Raw genomic sequence first — 19,264 nt, 5'->3', positions numbered from 1 at the left:
CGTCACCGGCGGCCTCGATGGTCGGTGACCGGGCAGCGGGGATCGGGCGTCATCGTGGCCCAGGTGTCGCGGACCCAGCCGTGGGCGGGATCGTCGCAGAAGGCCATGGATCGTTCGGGGGCCGGGCCCGCGAGCACGTTCAGGTAGTACATCGGGTAGCCCGGGGCGGCCACGCACGGGCCGTGAAAGCCACGCGGGATGAGGAATACGTCTCCGTCGCGCACGGCGACGTTCTCGTCGAGTTCGCCGTCGGCGGTGTAGGTGCGGTGCATGCCGAAGCCCTCGCGAGACGGGGTGATCGCGTCCCGTCCGGCGATGCGGAAGTAGTAGATCTCCTCGTTCACGACCTCGCATTCGCTGGCCCGGTCGTGCTTGTGCGGCGGGTAGGAGGACCAGTTGCCGTCGGGGGTGACGAGTTCGCAGGCGTTGAGTTTGTCCGCGTGCTCCCATACGCCGGGGGCGCCGAAATTCGTGACCTGTCTCGTGGCTCGGCCCGAACCCCGGACCTCCACCGGAACATTCTCGGCCGCACCGTATTTCGCGGACAGTCTGCGTTCGCAGCGTGCCATCGGCAGTGCGATCTCGGCTCCGGCCGAGGCGGTGAGTTCCACCTCGGCATCGCGCGGGACATAGGCGAAATCGGTGACGCGCGTGAAAACCGAGTCGCGGCCGGTCAATTCGAAGGTCTCGCCGTCCACCCGGACGGTGCAACCACCGGCGAGTGGCAGCACGAATGCCTCGTACTCGCCGGTGTGCAACGTCCGGGGCGCACCCGCTTCCAGCCGCAGTACCCGCAGGCCGGTGTAGGTCCAGCCCGCGTCCTCGGCAGTCAGGAGAACCGGATCACCGTTGTCGGTGAGAGTTCCTGCGGGACGGTGTAATCGGCTCATCGCGGGACCTCGAGGCGCAACCCGCGATGCCGCCCGGCAGAGGCCCCGCCCGGCCCCTCGGCCAACGCTCCCGGCGTTACGATGTTGCCTGCGGCACAGGCCGATAGGTCGTGCGGGACGCTCATCGTGCCTCCGTGAGGATTCGGGCAGCGGCGTCGACCGCGCCCGCGACGTCGCCGTCGGGTGGATAGAGCAGGCTGCGGCCGACGACGAGGCCGCGCGAAACCTCGTGCCGCAGTGCGCCTCCCCAGGCGGCGAGGTCTGCCGCCGGATCGCCCGAGGGTGCGCCGCCCAGCATGAGTACCGGCAGGGTTGTCGCGTCCAGGACCGAGATGTCTTCCGGTGCGGGGATTTTCAGCCAGGTGTGGGCGGAGGTCACGCCCAGGCCCGAGGCGACGGTGATCGCGCGCTGCAGGGAGGCCGAATCCTTGTGCATCACCAGGGATCCGGAGTCGTCGCGGTGGTAGGGCAGCGGTTCGACCATCGCCATCAGGCCGTGTGCGGCGAGTTCGGAGACCGCGCGGGCGCACGCGTGCAGGGTCGGGATGGTGCGCGGGTCCGAATCCACCAGTCGCAGCAGCATTTTCCCGCCGTCGAGGCCGAAATCGACCAGGGACCGGGCGTCGTATCCGGTGAATCGGTCCTCGATCTCCCAGTCCGCACCGGCCAGGCCGCCGCGATTCATCGAGCCGATGACGACCTTGTCGTGCAGCGCGTCCAACAGCAGCAGTTCCTCGACCACGTCCGGGGAGCCGAGCACGCCGTCGACCGCCGGATTGTCCAGCGCGATCAGCAGCCGTTCGAGCAGGGTGCGCCGATCGGCCATGGCGGTGCGATCCGAACCGACGCCCAGCGCGCCGCGGGCCGGATGGTCCGCCGCGACCAGAAACAGGGTGCCCTGGCCGGAGAGCAGCCGTTCGCGCCGACGTCGCGCGGCATAGGCACGCGCGACCGCCCCGGGTTCGGTGCCGCGCACGCGCAGCAGCTCACGCCAGCGTTCGTCGGTCAGGTACACCGCATCTCCTCATCCGAATTCCTCTGTGCGCCAAGTAGTTCCTCGATTTCCGTCGCGGTGGGCATAGCGTCGGCACAGGCCAGTCGCGAAGCCACCAGGGCCCCGGCCGCATTGGCGTACTCCGCGATTCGCGGCGGTTCCCAGCCCGCGAGCAGCCCGTGTACCAGCGCGCCGCCGAAACCGTCTCCGGCACCGAGTCCGCACACCACCTCGACCCGGCACGGCGGCACGGTCCACCGGTTTCCGTGCGCATCGGCGACGAACACTCCGTCCGCACCGCATTTGATCACCGCCAACCCGACACCGCGCTCGATCAGCCGCTCGGCCGCCGCGCCCGGATCGTCGGTGCCAACCGCGACCCGTACCTCGGTTCTGTTGCCCACCACCACATTCACGTACTCGAGCAGCTCGCCGATCGCCCGCCCAGCGGCCTGCTCATCGGGCCAGAACATCGGCCGATAATCCAGATCGAGCACCGTATGCCCGTGTCGCGCACGATATTCGAGCACTCGCCGCTGGGTACCACGCGCGGGCTCGGCGCTGACGCCGGTCCCGGTCACCCACAGCAGCGGCACGGATCCGATTACATCCCAAGGGATGTCGTACCCGGTCAAGGTCAGATCCGGTGCGATCGGCGCACGATAGAACAGCAGCGGCGGATCGGCGGGCGGATTCAACTCGCAGAACACCACCGGCGTGCGCAGTTCGGCGGATGTCGACACATACCGTGACGAAACCCCGAACTCCCCCAACGCCATTCGTACGTAGTCCCCGAACCCGTCCGCCCCGACCTTCGTCAGCACCGCACTGCGCCGCCCCAACCGCGCCGCAGCCACCGCCACATTGGTCGCGGTGCCGCCCAACGACTTCGCGAACGTCCGCACCTGAGCCAGCGGCACTCCGCTCTGCTCCGGATACAGATCCACCCCCACCCGGCCGATCATCAACACCTCGAGCGCATCCCGCGAGACCGCCGGATCGTTGCGTTCCGACTGCGGCCCGCTCATTCCTGCACCCGCTCCAATTCGTGTTGCAGCGCAGCGAGTTCCGCGCCACCTGCCATCTGCCGGGTCAGCTCGGACAGGTCGATCCCGGACTTCTCGTACGAACCCAGCGTCGCGCCGCGTTTGAGCAGCAGGAAGCGGTCGCCGACGGGGTAGGCGTGATGGGGATTGTGGGTGATCAGAACAACCCCCAGTCCCCGATCGCGGGCCTGGACCACGTAGCGCAGCACCACACCGGCCTGTTTCACGCCCAGTGCCGCGGTCGGTTCGTCCAGGATGAGCACCTTCGCGCCGTAGTGCACCGCGCGGGCGATCGCCACGCACTGTCGCTGGCCACCCGAGAGCGTGCCGACCGGCTGTTCCAGATCGCGGATCTCGATTCCCATGTCCGACAGTGCGTTCCGGGCGATCTCGCGACTCCGCCCGCGATCGAGCAGCCGCAGCGGACCGACACCGTAGGTCGGTTCCGACCCCAGCACGAAGTTGCGCCACACGCTCATCAGCGGAACCACCGCCAAATCCTGGTACACCGTGGCGATTCCGCGATCCAGGGCCGCCCGCGGCGAGGCGAATCGGGTCGGCTCCCCCTCGATGAGCAGCTCACCCGAATCGTGCTGATGCACCCCGGCCAGAATCTTGATCAGCGTCGACTTGCCCGCGCCGTTGTCACCCAGGACGCAGGTCACCTCACCGGGATTCACCACCATCGAGACGTCCTCGAGCGCAACCACCCCGCCGTAACTCTTGGTGACGCCTCTGGTTTCGATCAGTGCGGACGTCGCGGTCATCGCCGAATCCTCTCCGCGCGCTTGCCGAACGCGTTGTTGACCAGCACCGCCGCCAGCAGCAGCACGCCCAGGAACAACATGAACCAGTCGTCGTTCCACCGCGCGAATACGATGCCCTGCCTTGCCATTCCGAAGATCAGCGCACCCAGCGCCGCACCGATCACCGACCCGAACCCGCCGGTCAGCAGGCATCCGCCCACCACGGCCGCGATGATGAACTGCAACTCCAGGCCCACCCCCTGGTTGGCCTGCACACTGCCGAACCGCAGAATGCTGCACGATCCGACGATCCATCCGGCGAATCCGGTCCCCATGAACAGCAGGATCTTGGTCCGCACCGCGGGCACACCGACCGCGCGGGCACTGGCCAGCGAACCACCCACCGCGAACGTCCAGTTCCCGAACCTGGTGCGCAGCAACAGGATCGACCCGAGCACGGTCAGCACGATCCACCACAGCACCGACGCCTGGATCCGCGTACTGCCCAGATCGATGGTGGAGGCGAAAACCGCACCGGCCGAGGGGTATCCGGCCGCGCCGCGAATCCCGGCGACCTGCACGGTGTCGGTGACCAGCCGCGTCACACCGAGATTCAGGCCCTGGAGGGCGAGGAAGGTACCGAGCGTCACGATGAAACTCGGCAGCCCCGTGCGCATCACGACCCACCCGTTGAACGCGCCCACCGCCAGCGCGAACACCAGCGAGGCCAGCAGCGCGAACCACACGTTCCAGCCCGCGTGCACCGCCAGCAGCGCCGTGACCAGCGAGGTCGACGCGGTCATCACGCCCGCCGACAGATCGAACTCCCCGCCGATCATCAACAGCGCCACCGCCACCGCCATGATGCCCAGCGTCGAGGAGTCGTCGAGCCAGTTCGCGATGCCCAGCGGGCTCAGGAACTTGTCGGTGATGACGGTGAAGAACACGAACACCAGCAGCGCGCCGAGCAGTGCGCCGATCTCGGGTCGCACGATCGCGCGCTGTAGCAGCGTGGGACCCGAGTTCGGCTCCGGCGCACCGGACTCCGTGGAAGCGGAGTCCGATGACGTTGCGGCAGTACTCAATTCATCGCCTCTCAGCGTGTGCCCTGCGATACCAGCGTCGCGATCGCGGCGACGTTGTCCTTGTCCACGAAGGCCGGGCCGGTCTGCACCGGCGCGCCGCCGCCGACGGTATTGCGATTGGACTTGTACAGCTGCAACATCACGATCGGCAGATAACCCTGCTCGTACTGCTGCTGATCGATGGCGAACAGCAGTTTGCCGGCTTTGATGGCGTCCACCACCTCGCTGTTCAGGTCGAACGTCGCGACCTGCGCGGTCGAGCCGGACTCCCCGATCGCAGCCACCGCACGCGCGGCCACCTGCGAATTCAACGTCAGCACGGCGTCGATCGAATGATCGGCCTCGAGCGCGCCCTTGATCCGGGACTGCGCGTCGGTCGGGTTGTTGATGTCGACCTGCAAGGTGGTCGTACTACCGCCGAATCCCTTCGTCGCACCGTCGCACCGCTGGTTGTCGCCGATGTTCCCGGCCTCGTGAATGACGCAGAGCAGCTTGTGTTTTCCGGCCGCGGCCAGCCGCTTGCCGGCCCCCTCACCCGCGGATTCCTCGCTCTGCCCGACGTGGCCGATGGCCCCGACGCTCACGCTCTGCGCCTCACCGGAATTGATCGTGACCACGGGAATGCCTGCGGCAACGGCCTTCTGGATCGAGGGCCGCAGCGCGTCGGGGTTGGCCATGGAGACCACGAGCCCGCCGACGCCCTGGGCCACGGCGTTGTCGATGAGTTTGGCCTGCTGGGTCGGATCACCTGATGACTGATAGTCGACCTTGACGCCGAGTTGCTTACCCGCGGCGTCGGCGCCGTTCTTGACCACATTCCAGAACGCGTCACCGGCGCTGCCGTGCGTGACCACCGACACCGACGTCAATGCGCCTGTGGCGCCGGACGTCTGGGTCGTCGTGGTGGTTTCCGCGGCCGGTCCGCTGCACGCGGCCAGTAGCGCGGCCGTGGCGAACCAGGGCAGCACCCGCCGCCAACGTGACCGGACGGTGCGGGCCGACTTCGTTGTCATCTTCTCTCCTATCGCCGCGGATCGGGTGGGGGCCTACGCTCCGACGGCCCGGATCCGCTCATTCCCGGCTCCAGCGGAAACCAGTGCGGCGCCGATACTTTCGAGTCGGCGCAGACTCCGTTCGACATCCCGGCTCGGCCCGGCCGCGGTGTCGCCCGCCGCCAGCGCCGTATCCTGTTCCAGCACATACCAACCGCGATATCCGCCCGCGTGGGCAGACCGCACCAGCGTCTCGATGTCCACGTCACCGTCCCCCAGCGGCACGAACAGTCCCTGCCGCACGGCGGCGCTGTATTCGATTGCACCGCAACACACTCGGTCCGCGAGATCGGCGCGCACATCCTTGAGGTGGATATGCCCGATCCGATCGGCGTACCGGCGCGTCAACTCGACCGGATCGACGCCGCCGATCAGCAGATGCCCGGTGTCCACGCACAATTCGAGGTCCGAGTCCGCGAGCAACCGCTCGACCTCCGGACCGGTCTGCACCAGCGTGCCCACATGCGGATGCACCACGGTGCGCAGCCCGTGGCCCGCCGCGATCTCGCGGATCTCGAGGGCCGTCCCGATCAGCGTGCGCCACTGGCGATCATCGAGCTGCGAGCGGGTGTCGTAGCCCTGCTCACCGGTCGCCGCCGCGAGTACCAGCACCTCGGCCCCGGCCGCGGCGAACAGCTCCGCACTCGCCCGAGCCGCCGCGCAGGCGGCCTCCGGATCTCGATGCAGCGCCAGCGCCAGGAATCCACCGATCGCCGCGATCCCGTACGGGCCCAACAGTTCTCGAAGCTCCCCCGGCTCGGCGGGCAGATATCCCGGCGGCCCGAATTCGGTCGCGACCACGCCCAGGGCGCTCATCTCCGAGAGCACCGTCGAGGCGGACAGCACCTGCCCCCAGCCGGGCACCTCGCACACGCCCCAGGAGATCGGCGCGGCGGCGATCCGCAGCGGATGCATCTGTTCGCTCATCTCGAGTGCTCCGGCCTGTCGGTGCGCGGGGTGCGCTCGGCGTGATTGGAGCGCTCCAATAATGTAACCTGTGTCACGATAGTGTCAAGAGGGCATCGCACCGCGTTTCCACGGGATCTACCTCGGAGAACAGGCCCCAACCAGGCGAATTCGGGAAAATTCCGAGGGTGCGAATGTCCGATTGGAGCGCTCTATTATCCGGCGGGAGAGGGCACGATGCAGCGACCGACGATGCAGGACGTCGCCGCCCGGGCGGGCGTGTCGCGCGCGCTGGTCTCGCTCGTCATGCGCGATTCGCCGAAGGTCAGCGAGCATCGCCGCCGCGCGGTGCTGGCCGCGGCCGCCGAACTCGGCTACCGCCCGCACACCATGGCCCGCTCGCTGGCCAGCCGCACGTCCAATATCATCGGCGTGCTGGTCTCCGATCTGCACAACGCGTTCTTCGCCGACGTCGTGGAGGCCATGGACGGCGCGGCGCAACAGGCCGGACTCGAACTGATCCTCAACACCGGCCGCCGCAGCCCCACCCGCGAACGCACCGCGCTGAGCAGCCTGCTGGCCTTCCGGCCGGGCGGAATCATCCTGCTCTCACCGGTTCTCGCGGCCGCGGCGATCCGCGAGGCGTCCACGCAGTGCCCGGTGGTGCTGGTCTCGCGCAGTTCCTCGGTGCCGGGCGTGGACACCGTCGACGACGACGGTGAGACCGGATCCGCGCTGGCCGTGGATCACCTTGTCGCCCTGGGACATCGGCGCATCGTGCACTTCGACGGCGGCGCGGCCTTCAGCGCCACGCCCCGCCGCAAGGGCTACCTCACCGCCATGCGCCGGCACGGTCTGGAACCCCTGGTCGTACCGAGCGAGCACACCGACGAGGCGGGTGTCGCGGCCGTGCGCAAACTCCTGACGGTCTTCTCCCCCAACAACTTTCCCACCGCCCTGGTGTGCGGCAACGACTTCAACGCCGTCGGCGCGATGTCGGCCCTCGAGGACGCGGGATTGCGTGTGCCGCAGGACGTCTCGGTCGTCGGCTACGACAACTCGTCACTGGCCGCACTCCGGCACGTCGCACTGACCACCATCGACCAGCCACGCACCGAGATCGGCCGCCTCGCGATCGAGGCACTCGCCCAACGTCTGCACGCCGACCGCACCGACCCGGTGCGGCAGCGCGTGCAGCCCGCACTGATCGTCCGCGCGACCACCGCCGCGCCCGCCGACTGATCAGGAACGCCCGAAAGGAGAAGGCACCCATGACAATCCGGATAGGTCTGGCCGGAACCGGCCGCATCGGCGTCGCCCACGCGGAGATCCTGCGCAACCTGCCCGAGGTGGACGAGGTCGTCGTGGCCGATGCCGACCCCGAACGCGCCCGCGCCACCGCGACGAAACTGGGCGTGGGATTCGCCCCCGACGTCGACGCGCTGCTCGCCGCGGATCTCACCGGCGTCGTGATCACCACCGCCACCGACTCGCATCCCGAACTCATCACCGCGGCAGTCGATCTGGGTGTCCCGGTCTTCTGCGAGAAGCCGGTCGCGGCGGATATCGCGGGCACCCTCGCGGTGATCTCCCACCTCGAAAACTCCCGCGTGCCAGTGCAGATCGGCTTCCAGCGCCGTTTCGACGCCGGATACCGGGCCGCGCGTGCAGCAGTCGCCTCCGGGGAACTCGGCCGCCTGCACACCCTGCGCGCCACCACCCTGGACCCGGCTCCCCCACCGGCGGAATACATTCCGCGCTCGGGCGGCCTGTTCCGGGACTGCGGCGTCCACGATTTCGACATCATCCGCTGGGTGTCGGGCCGCGAGATCACCGAGGTGTCGGTGCTGGGCGCGAATCGCGGTGAGCAGTTCTTCCGCGACGCCGGTGACGTGGACACCGCCGCGATCCTACTGCGCCTGGACGACGACACCCTGGCCACGGTCTCCCTCGGCCGCTACAACGGCGCGGGCTACGACGTCCGTCTCGAGGTCCTGGGCTCCCGCGCGAACGCCATTGCGGGCCTGGATGATCGGGCCCCGCTGCGCTCGGTCGAACCCGACCATCCCGCGCCCCTGTTCCCGGCCTATCCGGGCTTCATGGAACGTTTCCGCCGCGCCTACATCGAGGAACTGACCGTCTTCACCGCCGTGGCCACCGGCAACGCCGAAAACCCCTGCGACCCAACCGATGCGCTCGAGGCGTTCTACATCGCCGAGGCATGTGAGTTGTCCCGCAGGCACAATCGCACGGTCGCGCTCGCCGAGGTCCGCTGACGCGGCTCACCCCACGACATCCAGATACTCCTCGTAGAACAGCATCAACCCGATGGCCGAGGCGACCCCGCCCAGAATCCAGAACCGGATGATGACCGTCGTCTCGGCCCATTTGCTCAGTTCGAAATGGTGATGGAACGGCGCCATCTTGAACAGCCGGCTGCGCGTGGTGCGGAAGACCGCGATCTGTAGCAACACCGAGGCAATCTCCGCGACGAACAGTGCGCCGATCACCACGGTCAGCAGTTCGGTGCGGGTGGTGATGGACAGCCCGGCCAGCAACCCGCCCAGCGCCAGCGATCCGGTGTCCCCCATGAAGATCCGCGCCGGGGCGGCGTTCCACCACAGGAATCCGACGCAGGCCGCCACCCCGGCCGCGCACACCACGGCCAGATCCAGCGGGTCACGCACGTCGTAGCAGCCGATCTGCGGCCGGGTGGCGCACGCGTTGATGTACTGCCACGACGTCACCACCACGTACGCGCCCAGCGCCAGGCCCACCGTCCCGGCCGCGAGCCCGTCCAGGCCGTCGGTGATGTTCACCGCGTTCGACCAGGCCACCACCAGGAACGCCACCAGCAGCAGGAAGGCGAGCAGGCCGAACGACACGGTGTTGATATCGCGCACATAGGACACGTGCATGCTGGCCGGGGTCAGCCCGGTGCTGCCCGGAAAACGCAGCGCCAGCACCGCGAAGATCAACGCGGCGGCGATCTGCCCCAGGAACTTCCCGGTCGCGGTCAGCCCGAGGTTACGTCTGCGGCGGACCTTGAGCAGATCGTCGACCAGTCCGACCCCGCCCAACGCCGTGGCCAGCCCGAGCACGAGCAGTCCCGAGGCCGAGATTCCGGGCGGATGGAAGGCCGCGCCGATCAGGTGCGCACCCAGGTATCCCGCCCACATACCGATCAGGATGGCGATGCCGCCCATCGTCGGCGTACCGCGTTTGGCCTGGTGGCTGGCCGGACCCTCGGCCCGGATCTCCTGTCCGACCTCGGATTTGGTGAACCACCGGATCAGCAACGGCGTCAACGTGATCGAGACCGCGAGCGCGATCACGGCCGCGAAGAGGACCTGGTTCATGCGCTCCCGTACCACCTACTTCCGCCGACGGCTCCGGCGGATTGCACCGATGGTAGCCAAGCCGCGTTCCCGCGCACCGCCGCCCGTCCCGGAACGACACAAGATCGAAATAAGCGGTCGCGTAACCGGTTCCGTGACCGCTTACGCGACAACCGTTGCGCGCGGCCCGGATTCCGGTGCCCACCACCTCAGACCGCAGCGAACGGCTCCCCGCGCTCCAGATACACCGGGCCACCCTCGTGATAGGCCGCGTACGCCTGCCGCAGCCGGATCGCCAGTCGCGGAACGGCGTAATCCTCCACCGCGTCGATGGGTACCCACTCCCACCGATCCAGCTCGCTGGCCTGCAACACGATGTCCGATTCGTCGCCGAGTTCACCGCAGTCGAACACGAACAGCAGCCGGTCGGTACCGTCGTGCGGTGCCCAATCACAGACCAGCAGACGCCGGGGCGGACGCGCGATGCCGAGTTCCTCGGCGATCTCCCGTCGGCACGCCTGGACCGGGGCCTCGCTCACGTCCACGAAGCCGCCCGGGATGTCCCAGCCGTCACCGTAGGTCTTGTGCACCAGCAGTACCGACTCCTCGCGGACGAACAGCGCACCGGCGGCAAGCCACGGTCGAGCGAAAACTTCAGGGGTGTAACTGGTTTGCTCAAACGAGGCACTCATGCCGCCCACCGACCTCACCAGCCCGCGCGTTGCGAGACTTCATTCCGGATCCGACCATTCGCCGAACACGATCTCACACCGATGCCGCCTCGCGCCCGGCATCCGGACAGGACGTCGGCGGTGAACGATCGGTGTTCATCTGGGCCGCACCGGGTTTCATGGGTATCGATAGGTGTGCATAATTACCCCGCCGCCTGGCAATTCTGATATCGATGACCCCATGGCGAACGATGCTCTCGAACCCGAGTACCGATTCAAGAGCTACAACGTGTCGGGTCTGGGTACCATCACGCCGCTGCTGGTCGCCGAGACGACGCTGTGCGGGCTGTACATCCTGCACTTCGCGGACGGTGAGGCGTACGTCGGCGGGTCGGTGAACGTCGCGGCCCGGTTCTCCGCGCACGCGCGCATGTGGAGCGATATCGAGGCGATCGATTTCGCGCCGTGGCCGGTGGAGGACCTCGACTTCGCCGAACGTCATCTGGTCACGTTGCTGGAGCAGACCACCGAGCTGCGCAACAAGCAGTGGGTCTATCTCGCCGGTGACGACGACGACGAGTTCGTGCCGGTGGAGCAGGCGCGGTCGATCGTGCTGCCCTGGGACCGCGGCTCGCGCACCACGGTGGACACCGGAACCGCGGGCGAGCAACGTCACCGCTACTGGGAACTGCACCGGCACAACGACTATCCCGCGCTGCGCGCCGCCATCGCGCTGTACATCAACGAGACGATTCCCGATCCGGCGAATACGCAGCGTTATCTGTGGAACATCTCCGCGCTGCCGACGCGGTCGCGGGGCGGGCGGCGGTTGATGACGTTGCGGTGCGGTGCGCTGGAGACGCTGTTCGTCTCGGAGAGCGAACTCGACGACGGCAGTCTCTACACCACGATCCGCATGAACGTCGACATTCCGAAGGGGATGAGCGACGAGGATCTGACCATCGAGAGCGACCTGTTCCACGCCCTACCCGGCACGTATCGCAATCAGCGCGTCTGGTCCTGGGTGTTCGGGCTGTACGACCTGATCGAGGAGGACATCAACGTCGACTCGGTCACCGGCGGTTACGACTTCTTCGATCTCGCCTACGGTCTCAACATCCGCATGATGCGTCGCGGGATCTCCCGCTACGCGCGCAACCACAATCAGGATCTGGCCAACGATGTGCTGACCGAGGCCTACCGGCAGCAGATGGATTTCAGCGGCGAGACCTGATCTCGCGCAATGGATTCAGGGGTCAGCGGATTCGGGGCGGGCTCGGCGAATGCTGCGCGGGCTCGGCAGACGTGGGGCGGGCTCGGCGAACACGGGGCAGGTCCGGCGAATTCAGGTTGGGCTCAGTGGATTCGAGACAGGTCGCTGGGCCGCGGGTGGGGATGGGGCTGGGGCTCGGCGAACAGGTACTTCACGCGGCACCGCAGGCATATCGGCTGCGCCCGGTGATGCTTGTTGATCATCCATCGGTCGCAGTTGGCACAGTTCGTGGAGGTCGGCGGGTCGGACAGCTCGGACCAGCCGATCAGCAGCCCGGCGATGACCAGAATCAGGACGATCACCGGCAGTACGAAAGCCAGAATATCCAATGTCATGGGCTCGACTCCTTCTACAAATATCGTACTACGATACTTATATGTCGCGACCCGATACAAGACCGGTAGGCTGTGAACAATCAGTCAATCGCACCGACCAGTACGCGATACCCGGTACGCGATACAAGGATTTGGAACCGGCATGCCCAAACTGACGTCGCGTGACTACAGCACGCTCCTACACTTCCGCACGGCCCTACGCCGCTTCGAACGCTGGAGCGAGGAACGCGCCAAACAGGTCGGCCTGACCCCCGCCCAACACCAACTCCTCCTGGCCATCACCGGCCACACCCACGCCCAGGGCCCCACCATCGGCGAAGTAGCCGACTACCTCACCGTCCGCCACCACAGCGCCGTCGGCCTCATCGACCGCGCCGTAGAAGCCGGCCTGGTAGAACGCACCCGCGACACCCAGGACTCCCGAGTCGTCCGCCTGATAGCCACCACCCTGGGCGAGGAACGCATCGAAGCCCTCAGCGAACTCCACCTCGCCGAATTAGGCCGCCTCACACCACTTCTCGACCATCTGACCGCAAGCCTCCCCATCCCCGGCGTGCCGGCCGAGGGCTGAGTTCGCGCCCTATCCACTCGTGCGACACCAGCGAACAGCGGCCCCGGACAAACTCAGCGTCAGCATCAACGCCATCACCGCAACCGCGAGCGCACTGATGCCCTGCGCGAACGCCGTCCCCGAAACAAGATTGGACACCAGACAGATCGAACCGCCGAAGACCCCGATCCCCGACAGCACGACAAGAAGCCCACGGCCGGTATCGTTGCGCCGCAACAGCATTACCGCACCGATGACGAAAAGCGCCGACACCAGCAGATCACCGATGGCAAACGCGTAATAGTCCTGCGGATCGATGATGTAACCGAATCCGCCGAGCCCGGCCCCCGCCGAACCGATGGCCAGCATGCTCGAGATCGTCGCGACCACGCCGTCCTGCTGCGGCGAATGTCCAGGTTGCTGTGCGTCGTCGTTCACGAACCGATCCTCACCCCGCAGACTTAACGAGTTCCTGTGGCTCACATAACGAGAACTGCGCGCCACCGTCCTACAGACCGTCGATCTCACGACGCGGCCCACCCCGAAAGTTCTCCTCGTCGAACAACACCCACTGCAGCGGCCGAAACCACCACCGCCACCCCGACCACAACCGCATTCGCAGTCCCACCACCCCCATCCGACCGCTGGGGCGCGACCGCCGCGGCCCGCCCGGAGGATCCTGCTCGTCACGGCGTTGCTACAGGTCACCTCGGTACGACAGGCGCTGCGACCCCGTAAGGGTCATCCGGCCCAGCGACAATCCACCGGGAGCCAGCTATCGCGGCGACGTGATCACTCCTCCCTGGTCGCTCCGGCACCACCCGAGCCGCGACGAACTCTCCCAACCGAGGAATCGGCAGCCCCAAGGCCTGCGCTATCTCGACCTCCTTGCGCTGATGCCCCAGTATCAGAATCCCTTCCGGGCGCAAATGCGTGCGAGCCCCACCATTATCGCGTGCACGCTTCATGAAGTCGTCCTGCTGAGCAACTGTCGCCAGTTCGGCTCGGCGTATGATACGGCCGTGCACCTGACGAAAAAGCTCATTGACTCTCGCTTGACCATGCTTTTCGCCACGAGTTGCTCGCGCACCCAAGATCCTTTCCCGGATCACCTGATCCAGCTCGATAAATAGATTCGGAGCCAGCTTCTGAAAACCTCCCCAAAGCCATTCAATACGCCGGACACCGCAGCCCGAAAGCGTTAAAGCATTAATCATCCCAATTCCATTGTTCACATATTCCGGCTTCACCGGAATCAGTCCGGCACACCACTTCGCAGACTTCTCATCAGCATGAACAACCAGAGCCACCCGATTGACCGCCTCCGGCAGCAGCTGCCAGTCTCCGAAACTAACAGAGTATTTGCAATCCACTTCGACACCAGCGATCTTATAGTCTGTTCGAATACCATCTTCGAACCGAAACTCCCGCTGTAGATTTATCTCCACCAGAGGCCCCACACTCTCTTTCTCAGCCTTGAAGAGCTGCGAGAGTTCCCAGCGCCCCGTTCGCCGCCCATCGTAAAGTTGATCCAAGGTATCGCGCAGTACTGTCGCTATACGTTCACCATTTGGATCCATTCGATATATCTCGGCTCGAACGTCGGCCACTCCCTCGTCGCACTCCACCTCGACACGGAATGGCCGATCCGCCCGATTGACATCAGATTTCATTCAACCCCTATCTTGAAATGCGGAAACACAGCCCCCAGCACAAAGCGGTTGCCGCGATACTGTGCACGTAACCGCTTGTCTCCGTTCGACTCCCGATGCCGCCTCCACGCCTCCACCAGGCGGCCTCCGATTCAGTTCGCGCAGATGGTGTGAGCCGCAATGGCATCGGCGAGTGGATTCACGCCAGAAGACGGGATCGCATCATCTCCCAGGACAACGTCGAGTATGTCGGCGCAATCCAGGGTTGCCCGCAGGTGATGCCGCCGGGCATCTGCGATAACCACTTGCAGGACAACGGCATACACCCTCGACCGCGGCGCGACCAAGCGATGCCCGCACCTCTCGGATCTCCGCAACGCCACCTCGACCGCATCGATGACGTCCTGGATGACATGGATCTCGACATCGGCGATGTCGTCGTAGGCGGACATCAGAACCCGAACTTCGGACGTTCCGCAGGTTGCAGACGACCGCGCTCCACAAGAAAAGCCTTGGCGCACCGCTTGATCGGACATGTGTCGATCGAGCAGCCGATGTGTTCCTGCATGACGGCATGAGCGCCGTCCACGCTGAACCGACCTGGCGGGACAGAGTGGTCTACAGGTGGGACATGAAACATGGTCACATTGCCTCCTATGCGTGAAAACTGCTGGTACGCAGGCGGTTCGAACCTGCGCCACCAGCACACCACTGGACACGCGACCAGAATATTCGGTATTGAATATTCAAGGCAATCTAACCAAAACTCCACATGAGTACTCAGATTCGCGCGAGAATCCACTCGGAATGGTTCGGCATCTCCGTCAACGACCAGGGGGTTCACATGTCCACAGAACAAGCACCGACACTGTTGCGACGGCAGCTCGGCCGGTTCCTACGCGAGCGGCGGCTGGAGGTCGGACTCACGATCGCCCGTGCGGCACAGGAGGTTCAGCTGAGTCCGGCCGCACTACAGCGCATGGAGACCGGGCGTCCACAGAAGCTGCGCAAGCAGGACGTGCGCGCGTTGTGCGAGCTGTTCGACGTCGATGCCGCGGAGACCGCGAAGGCGATCGAGCTGGCCGCGAAGGCTGCGGACAATCCGGATGTCACCGCGATGGGTGGGATGTTCAGCAACGCGTTCAACATGTATGTGGGCATGGAAGCCGCAGCGCGGAGCATAATTTCGTACCAAGAGCTGGTTCCCGGCCTCCTTCAGACGGCCGCTTACGCCCACGCTCTGTTCTGCACCAACCCCGAATTGCTGAAAGACGAAGACGTCGAGCGCCGCGTACAGATCCGGCTGCGACGCCAGAAGATTCTCACGAGGCGGGTTACTCCCCTCCAACTCGAGGTGTTCCTCCACGAATCAGCATTGCGCCGGATGGTCGGCACTCCGCGAACCATGGCAGCCCAACTCCGGCAGCTGGCTGAACTCGGCAAACAACCGAACATCACCCTGCGTGTCCACCCCTACCGAGCGGGCTGCCCCTGGGGAATCCTGCCCGGCCAGTTCGTAATCCTGGAGTTCGGCAGCGATGCCAAGGGAGACCCCGTCGAACCCCCTGTGGTCTACCGGGACGGCGGCATGAGCAGCGACATCTACTCCGAAGACCCCGTAGAACTACAGCACTACCATGAACTGACCGAAGCGATCCGGCGCACCGCACTGGACGAGGTGGACACAAGAAGCCTGCTCCGGCAGGTGGCTAGGGAGTATGACAGTGATCGTTGATCTATCCGGGGCACAGTGGCGCAAGAGCAGCTACAGCGAGTCCAACTCTCAATGCGTCGAGGTCGCTTGGCTCCCAGGGGGTTTCGTCGGCGTCCGAGACAGTAAGAACCCGGATGGGCCTGCGTTGATCTTCACGTCCGACGAATGGGACACCTTCACCACCGACGCAGGCAACCCAAAGTCTATGTCCCCCAGTTGAACATCGAACTGGTCGTAGTCCGAGGTCCGGACGGCCCGGTAGCGATCACCGTCTTCGTCGACGGGGTCGAATATCCGACCACCGAGTACACCGTCGACGCCGGGGCCGGGTGGACCTGGGAGGACGGGGGCGATAGAACGAACTCGGTAGACTGCATGTCAGGGTTTCCGGCGCATGATCACATGAGCTAGAAGTTCAATGTTTTTCAGCAACGTATCGGGCGGAGAGGCGAGATCCAGAGTATGACAATGGATTGTAATTCCACAGTTATGGATTTCATGTGTTCTTGCCGCTCCGTTACCCTTCGCATAGATCAGATGCCCCTCAGGCAGACCGAGCACTGAACAATAAGCGAGCATCTGATACAGATCAACTTCAGGAAATCCCTTCGGTCGCTCGGACTTATACTTTGCATCTACAACGGCAATCGGATTCCCGTTATCTCCGTACCAGACAAGGTCTGGCCGGATCTTCACATGGGAGCCTTTATCCAGATATCGAGATTCCTGCAATTTCGGATTTCCGCCGAATTGGCGCATAGCCATGCCGAGCGATCCGGTGACGAAATCTTCGTATATCTTGGACATGTCGAACATGAACCCGGATACTGCGAGCGGCCCGTTGTCCTGGTTGAAAGAACTATTGTCCAGAATCACTTCAGCGAGACGCAAGGTGTCATGGTATCTCACATTCAGTCGATTGGCCGACCATTTCGGCGTCCCCTCCCACTTGCGCGGCAACGTTATATCATCCAACATCGCACGTATGCGGCTGAGACGTTGTCGCGCCGCACCTTCGATATCAGTCATTCCCAGCAGTCTGAGCGTGGCAAGGAGTATCATCTTGTTTTCGGCCACGTCGCAAGTAAAGTCGTCGTACTCCACAGCCACTGGAAGCGGCATTCCGAAATTTCTCGTTATTTGATCACGAAATCGAACCCTGCCACGTACAACAGACAGACGGTCCGCGACCGTTGCATACCCTTGCAGAAGCCCCTGGTCGATAGAATGTGACGCCAGCCTGACGAATGATTCCGCAACAGCGGGAAACAATCCGTCTGCTTTCTCCAAGCGAACGAACTCATCTCGCCAGATCGCCGGGTTCGAACAGTACCCGATGAAGAACAGCAGCCGATTTATCTCGGTTATTTTGGGCCGAATATTGAGCTGCACATCGCCAAACTTTACAGATCCTACATGTTTCTGCGGCTTGACGGAGTACTTCCCATGCGATCTCCTGGTGACCTTGGATACTTTGAGGCCCACCAATGCCTCGTACTCCTCAGGCGATAGGTCAATCGAACCAGTGTCACCCCATTCGACCAGATCGAGACGCTTCATTACGTCGACGCCCCCGGTGTCGATCTGCGATCACGAGCGAGGTTACGGATAGTTTCCAGCGAATACTCTTCTCGCACAACAAAATTCGGATCACCGTAGTGATATTCTTCCAGTAGGGGAAGTATGGATGTGCGCCAGGTACGTTCTATACCATCGTCGGATACAGCCGAAGGTCGCATGAAATACGACGGGCCGATCTTGAAATCTTCATCCGGTATCTTCGAGTTCAACGCATCCATCAGATCCGCTGGTTCGCCATCATAGCGCATATCTGCCAGCCACTGGCGAAGCACATCTTTGGTCGGATGCTCAGAGGGATGGAGCGCAACGAATGCGAACCGTCGACGGAGGGCAGAATCCAAGAGCGCGATAGATCGATCGGCCGTGTTCATCGTGCCGATGATGACCAAATTATCAGGGAGAGTGAAGGTCGGATCCGCTTCATCGGAGTACATGAGACTCAAATTACTGTCACGATACTCCAGCAAAAAATACAACTCACCGAAAATCTTCGCGATATTTCCACGATTTATCTCGTCGATCACGAGCGTGTAGATCTTGTCCGAATTCATCCTGGCCTCATCGGACAGAACTTTCAGCGGACCATGGTGTACTTCGTACTGAAGTTGTCCGTTGCCGGATTTACTCGGCCGAAATCCTTCGAAGAAGTCTTCGTACGAGTACGAAGGATGAAACTGTACAACTTTGACGTTTTCTTTGCCGGAAAAATACTCCGCGAGAGCCTTGGCGAGGAAGGTCTTCCCAGTGCCGGGCGGTCCATAAAATATGAGCTGTGGACGATCTCGGAGGAGTTCGACGCACTGCTGAATCCATTCCTTCGAAACAAGCAGCTTTCGAGCCAAAGCCTCTGTAGCATCGGGGAACACCGGTTTTGTCTCAGATCGAGAGCCGTCCGGACCGCTGCTTTGGCGACCGAACGTGCTACGCAGGATGCGCATGAGGTCAGCGGCCTGCTCACGATCGAGTTGCATCGACTGGCTGCTCTTCGGAGGAGACTCGCGATTTTCCGACCCGAAAGTCGACAAGTGCACCAAAGTCTCGCCGTCCGGAGTCTCGAGCACCTTGTACTCGCAGGTGACACCCTCTTCGAGCTTATGCGGCCGGATGCGCTCCTGCGTACTCGGAACGATCCGCAAAATGCGGGCCATCGTTTGGACTCCCCTACAACATGGACTAGAGATTGACACTGTTCCAATCAGGCTAGCGCCCAAACGACTACCACCAAAACCGACCCTATCAATCCGCTTCGACGTTTCTGGAATACCCAATCACCATCTTGACCTCAATGCCACTCGAGGTTCTAGCCTGGATCTTGCGCCGGGCCTGCGGCCCGGCGTGATCGGGTTCGGATTGGTTGTTTGCCGCTGATCAGCGGCTTTCGGGCAATCTTGGGTGGCCCGGTCGGCGGGTTGGCCGCCGGGCTCCACGGGC

Annotated in this window: 21 protein-coding genes; 7 read left to right on the top strand and 14 right to left on the bottom strand. The window is 64.2% G+C overall.

From position 1 onward, the window contains the following. Positions 1-2: 2 nt before the first annotated feature. The 7 genes from iolB to NRB20_RS07235 form a co-directional block, all read right to left on the bottom strand. Positions 3-890, bottom strand: a complete 888-nt coding sequence (gene iolB, locus NRB20_RS07265) for a 5-deoxy-glucuronate isomerase (protein WP_153408896.1) — start codon at positions 888-890, stop codon at positions 3-5. A 121-nt stretch (positions 891-1,011) separates the two neighbouring features. Further along, entirely contained in the window at positions 1,012-1,905 is an 894-nt protein-coding gene (locus NRB20_RS07260; RefSeq protein WP_319944589.1) for a Cgl0159 family (beta/alpha)8-fold protein, read from the bottom strand. Beyond that, positions 1,896-2,912: a 5-dehydro-2-deoxygluconokinase gene (gene iolC / locus NRB20_RS07255; RefSeq protein ID WP_153408894.1), complete on the bottom strand. Its 1,017-nt coding sequence runs from the start codon at positions 2,910-2,912 to the stop codon at positions 1,896-1,898. The genes NRB20_RS07260 and iolC overlap by 10 nt, the downstream gene beginning before the upstream one ends. After that, positions 2,909-3,697 (bottom strand): ATP-binding cassette domain-containing protein, encoded by a 789-nt coding sequence (locus NRB20_RS07250; RefSeq protein WP_153408892.1) that lies wholly within the window; start codon positions 3,695-3,697, stop codon positions 2,909-2,911. The genes iolC and NRB20_RS07250 overlap by 4 nt, the downstream gene beginning before the upstream one ends. After that, complete coding sequence (locus NRB20_RS07245) at positions 3,694-4,761, bottom strand: ABC transporter permease (RefSeq protein WP_194289754.1); 1,068 nt, start codon at positions 4,759-4,761, stop codon at positions 3,694-3,696. Before NRB20_RS07245 ends, NRB20_RS07250 begins: the two co-directional genes overlap by 4 nt. A gap of 11 nt (positions 4,762-4,772) precedes the next feature. Beyond that, complete coding sequence (locus NRB20_RS07240) at positions 4,773-5,774, bottom strand: sugar ABC transporter substrate-binding protein (protein ID WP_153408890.1); 1,002 nt, start codon at positions 5,772-5,774, stop codon at positions 4,773-4,775. A 33-nt stretch (positions 5,775-5,807) separates the two neighbouring features. Next, on the bottom strand, positions 5,808-6,740 hold the full coding sequence (locus tag NRB20_RS07235; RefSeq protein WP_153408888.1) for a TIM barrel protein: 933 nt from the start codon (positions 6,738-6,740) through the stop codon (positions 5,808-5,810). Between the two features lie 216 nt (positions 6,741-6,956). On the opposite strand from NRB20_RS07235, the gene NRB20_RS07230 reads away from it, so the two are divergent. Together NRB20_RS07230 and NRB20_RS07225 are read left to right on the top strand one after the other, a co-directional pair. Then, positions 6,957-7,961 carry a LacI family DNA-binding transcriptional regulator gene (locus tag NRB20_RS07230; protein ID WP_153408886.1) on the top strand — a complete coding sequence of 335 codons (1,005 nt, stop codon included), beginning with the start codon at positions 6,957-6,959 and terminating at the stop codon, positions 7,959-7,961. 29 nt (positions 7,962-7,990) lie between these two features. Beyond that, positions 7,991-8,995 (top strand): Gfo/Idh/MocA family protein, encoded by a 1,005-nt coding sequence (locus NRB20_RS07225; protein ID WP_153408884.1) that lies wholly within the window; start codon positions 7,991-7,993, stop codon positions 8,993-8,995. A gap of 6 nt (positions 8,996-9,001) precedes the next feature. On the opposite strand, the gene mraY is transcribed toward NRB20_RS07225, so the two are convergent. Then, positions 9,002-10,078, bottom strand: a complete 1,077-nt coding sequence (gene mraY / locus NRB20_RS07220; protein WP_153408882.1) for a phospho-N-acetylmuramoyl-pentapeptide-transferase — start codon at positions 10,076-10,078, stop codon at positions 9,002-9,004. Positions 10,079-10,266: 188 nt separating this feature from the next. Then, the gene (locus NRB20_RS07215) at positions 10,267-10,749 is read right to left on the bottom strand and encodes an NUDIX domain-containing protein (protein ID WP_153408880.1); all 483 of its coding nucleotides are present in this window, start codon (positions 10,747-10,749) and stop codon (positions 10,267-10,269) included. A 220-nt stretch (positions 10,750-10,969) separates the two neighbouring features. On the opposite strand from NRB20_RS07215, the gene NRB20_RS07210 reads away from it, so the two are divergent. Beyond that, the gene (locus tag NRB20_RS07210; RefSeq protein WP_153408879.1) at positions 10,970-11,962 is read left to right on the top strand and encodes a GIY-YIG nuclease family protein; all 993 of its coding nucleotides are present in this window, start codon (positions 10,970-10,972) and stop codon (positions 11,960-11,962) included. 122 nt (positions 11,963-12,084) lie between these two features. Here the strand turns inward: NRB20_RS07210 and NRB20_RS07205 are convergent, their stop codons facing one another. Next, the gene (locus NRB20_RS07205; RefSeq protein WP_153408877.1) at positions 12,085-12,336 is read right to left on the bottom strand and encodes a hypothetical protein; all 252 of its coding nucleotides are present in this window, start codon (positions 12,334-12,336) and stop codon (positions 12,085-12,087) included. Positions 12,337-12,478: 142 nt separating this feature from the next. On the opposite strand from NRB20_RS07205, the gene NRB20_RS07200 reads away from it, so the two are divergent. Continuing rightward, positions 12,479-12,907 carry a MarR family winged helix-turn-helix transcriptional regulator gene (locus NRB20_RS07200; RefSeq protein ID WP_153408875.1) on the top strand — a complete coding sequence of 143 codons (429 nt, stop codon included), beginning with the start codon at positions 12,479-12,481 and terminating at the stop codon, positions 12,905-12,907. 9 nt (positions 12,908-12,916) lie between these two features. Here NRB20_RS07200 and NRB20_RS07195 read toward each other — a convergent pair whose 3' ends face one another. Both NRB20_RS07195 and NRB20_RS07190 read right to left on the bottom strand, forming a co-directional pair. Beyond that, on the bottom strand, positions 12,917-13,324 hold the full coding sequence (locus tag NRB20_RS07195) for a hypothetical protein (protein WP_153408873.1): 408 nt from the start codon (positions 13,322-13,324) through the stop codon (positions 12,917-12,919). A gap of 266 nt (positions 13,325-13,590) precedes the next feature. Then, positions 13,591-14,559: a NaeI family type II restriction endonuclease gene (locus NRB20_RS07190; RefSeq protein WP_153408871.1), complete on the bottom strand. Its 969-nt coding sequence runs from the start codon at positions 14,557-14,559 to the stop codon at positions 13,591-13,593. A gap of 149 nt (positions 14,560-14,708) precedes the next feature. Between NRB20_RS07190 and NRB20_RS07185 the strand changes: the two genes are divergently transcribed. The 3 genes from NRB20_RS07185 to NRB20_RS07175 all read left to right on the top strand — a co-directional run bounded on the left by NRB20_RS07185 (position 14,709) and on the right by NRB20_RS07175 (position 16,472). Beyond that, on the top strand, positions 14,709-15,116 hold the full coding sequence (locus NRB20_RS07185) for a hypothetical protein (RefSeq protein ID WP_153408869.1): 408 nt from the start codon (positions 14,709-14,711) through the stop codon (positions 15,114-15,116). A 194-nt stretch (positions 15,117-15,310) separates the two neighbouring features. Then, positions 15,311-16,273, top strand: a complete 963-nt coding sequence (locus tag NRB20_RS07180) for a helix-turn-helix domain-containing protein (protein ID WP_153408867.1) — start codon at positions 15,311-15,313, stop codon at positions 16,271-16,273. Further along, positions 16,257-16,472, top strand: a complete 216-nt coding sequence (locus NRB20_RS07175; RefSeq protein ID WP_153408865.1) for a DUF397 domain-containing protein — start codon at positions 16,257-16,259, stop codon at positions 16,470-16,472. Before NRB20_RS07180 ends, NRB20_RS07175 begins: the two co-directional genes overlap by 17 nt. A 158-nt stretch (positions 16,473-16,630) precedes the next feature. On the opposite strand, the gene NRB20_RS07170 is transcribed toward NRB20_RS07175, so the two are convergent. Together NRB20_RS07170 and NRB20_RS07165 are read right to left on the bottom strand one after the other, a co-directional pair. Further along, complete coding sequence (locus tag NRB20_RS07170; RefSeq protein ID WP_153408863.1) at positions 16,631-17,812, bottom strand: McrC family protein; 1,182 nt, start codon at positions 17,810-17,812, stop codon at positions 16,631-16,633. Further along, positions 17,812-18,981 (bottom strand): McrB family protein, encoded by a 1,170-nt coding sequence (locus NRB20_RS07165; RefSeq protein ID WP_153408861.1) that lies wholly within the window; start codon positions 18,979-18,981, stop codon positions 17,812-17,814. The genes NRB20_RS07170 and NRB20_RS07165 overlap by 1 nt, the downstream gene beginning before the upstream one ends. Between the last annotated feature and the right edge of the window lie 283 nt (positions 18,982-19,264).

It is taken from the genome of Nocardia macrotermitis, assembly GCF_009604405.1.
Classification (GTDB): domain Bacteria; phylum Actinomycetota; class Actinomycetes; order Mycobacteriales; family Mycobacteriaceae; genus Nocardia; species Nocardia macrotermitis.
The sequence above is the reverse complement of the archived record's forward strand: the minus strand, read 5'-3'. Positions and strand labels throughout refer to the sequence as shown.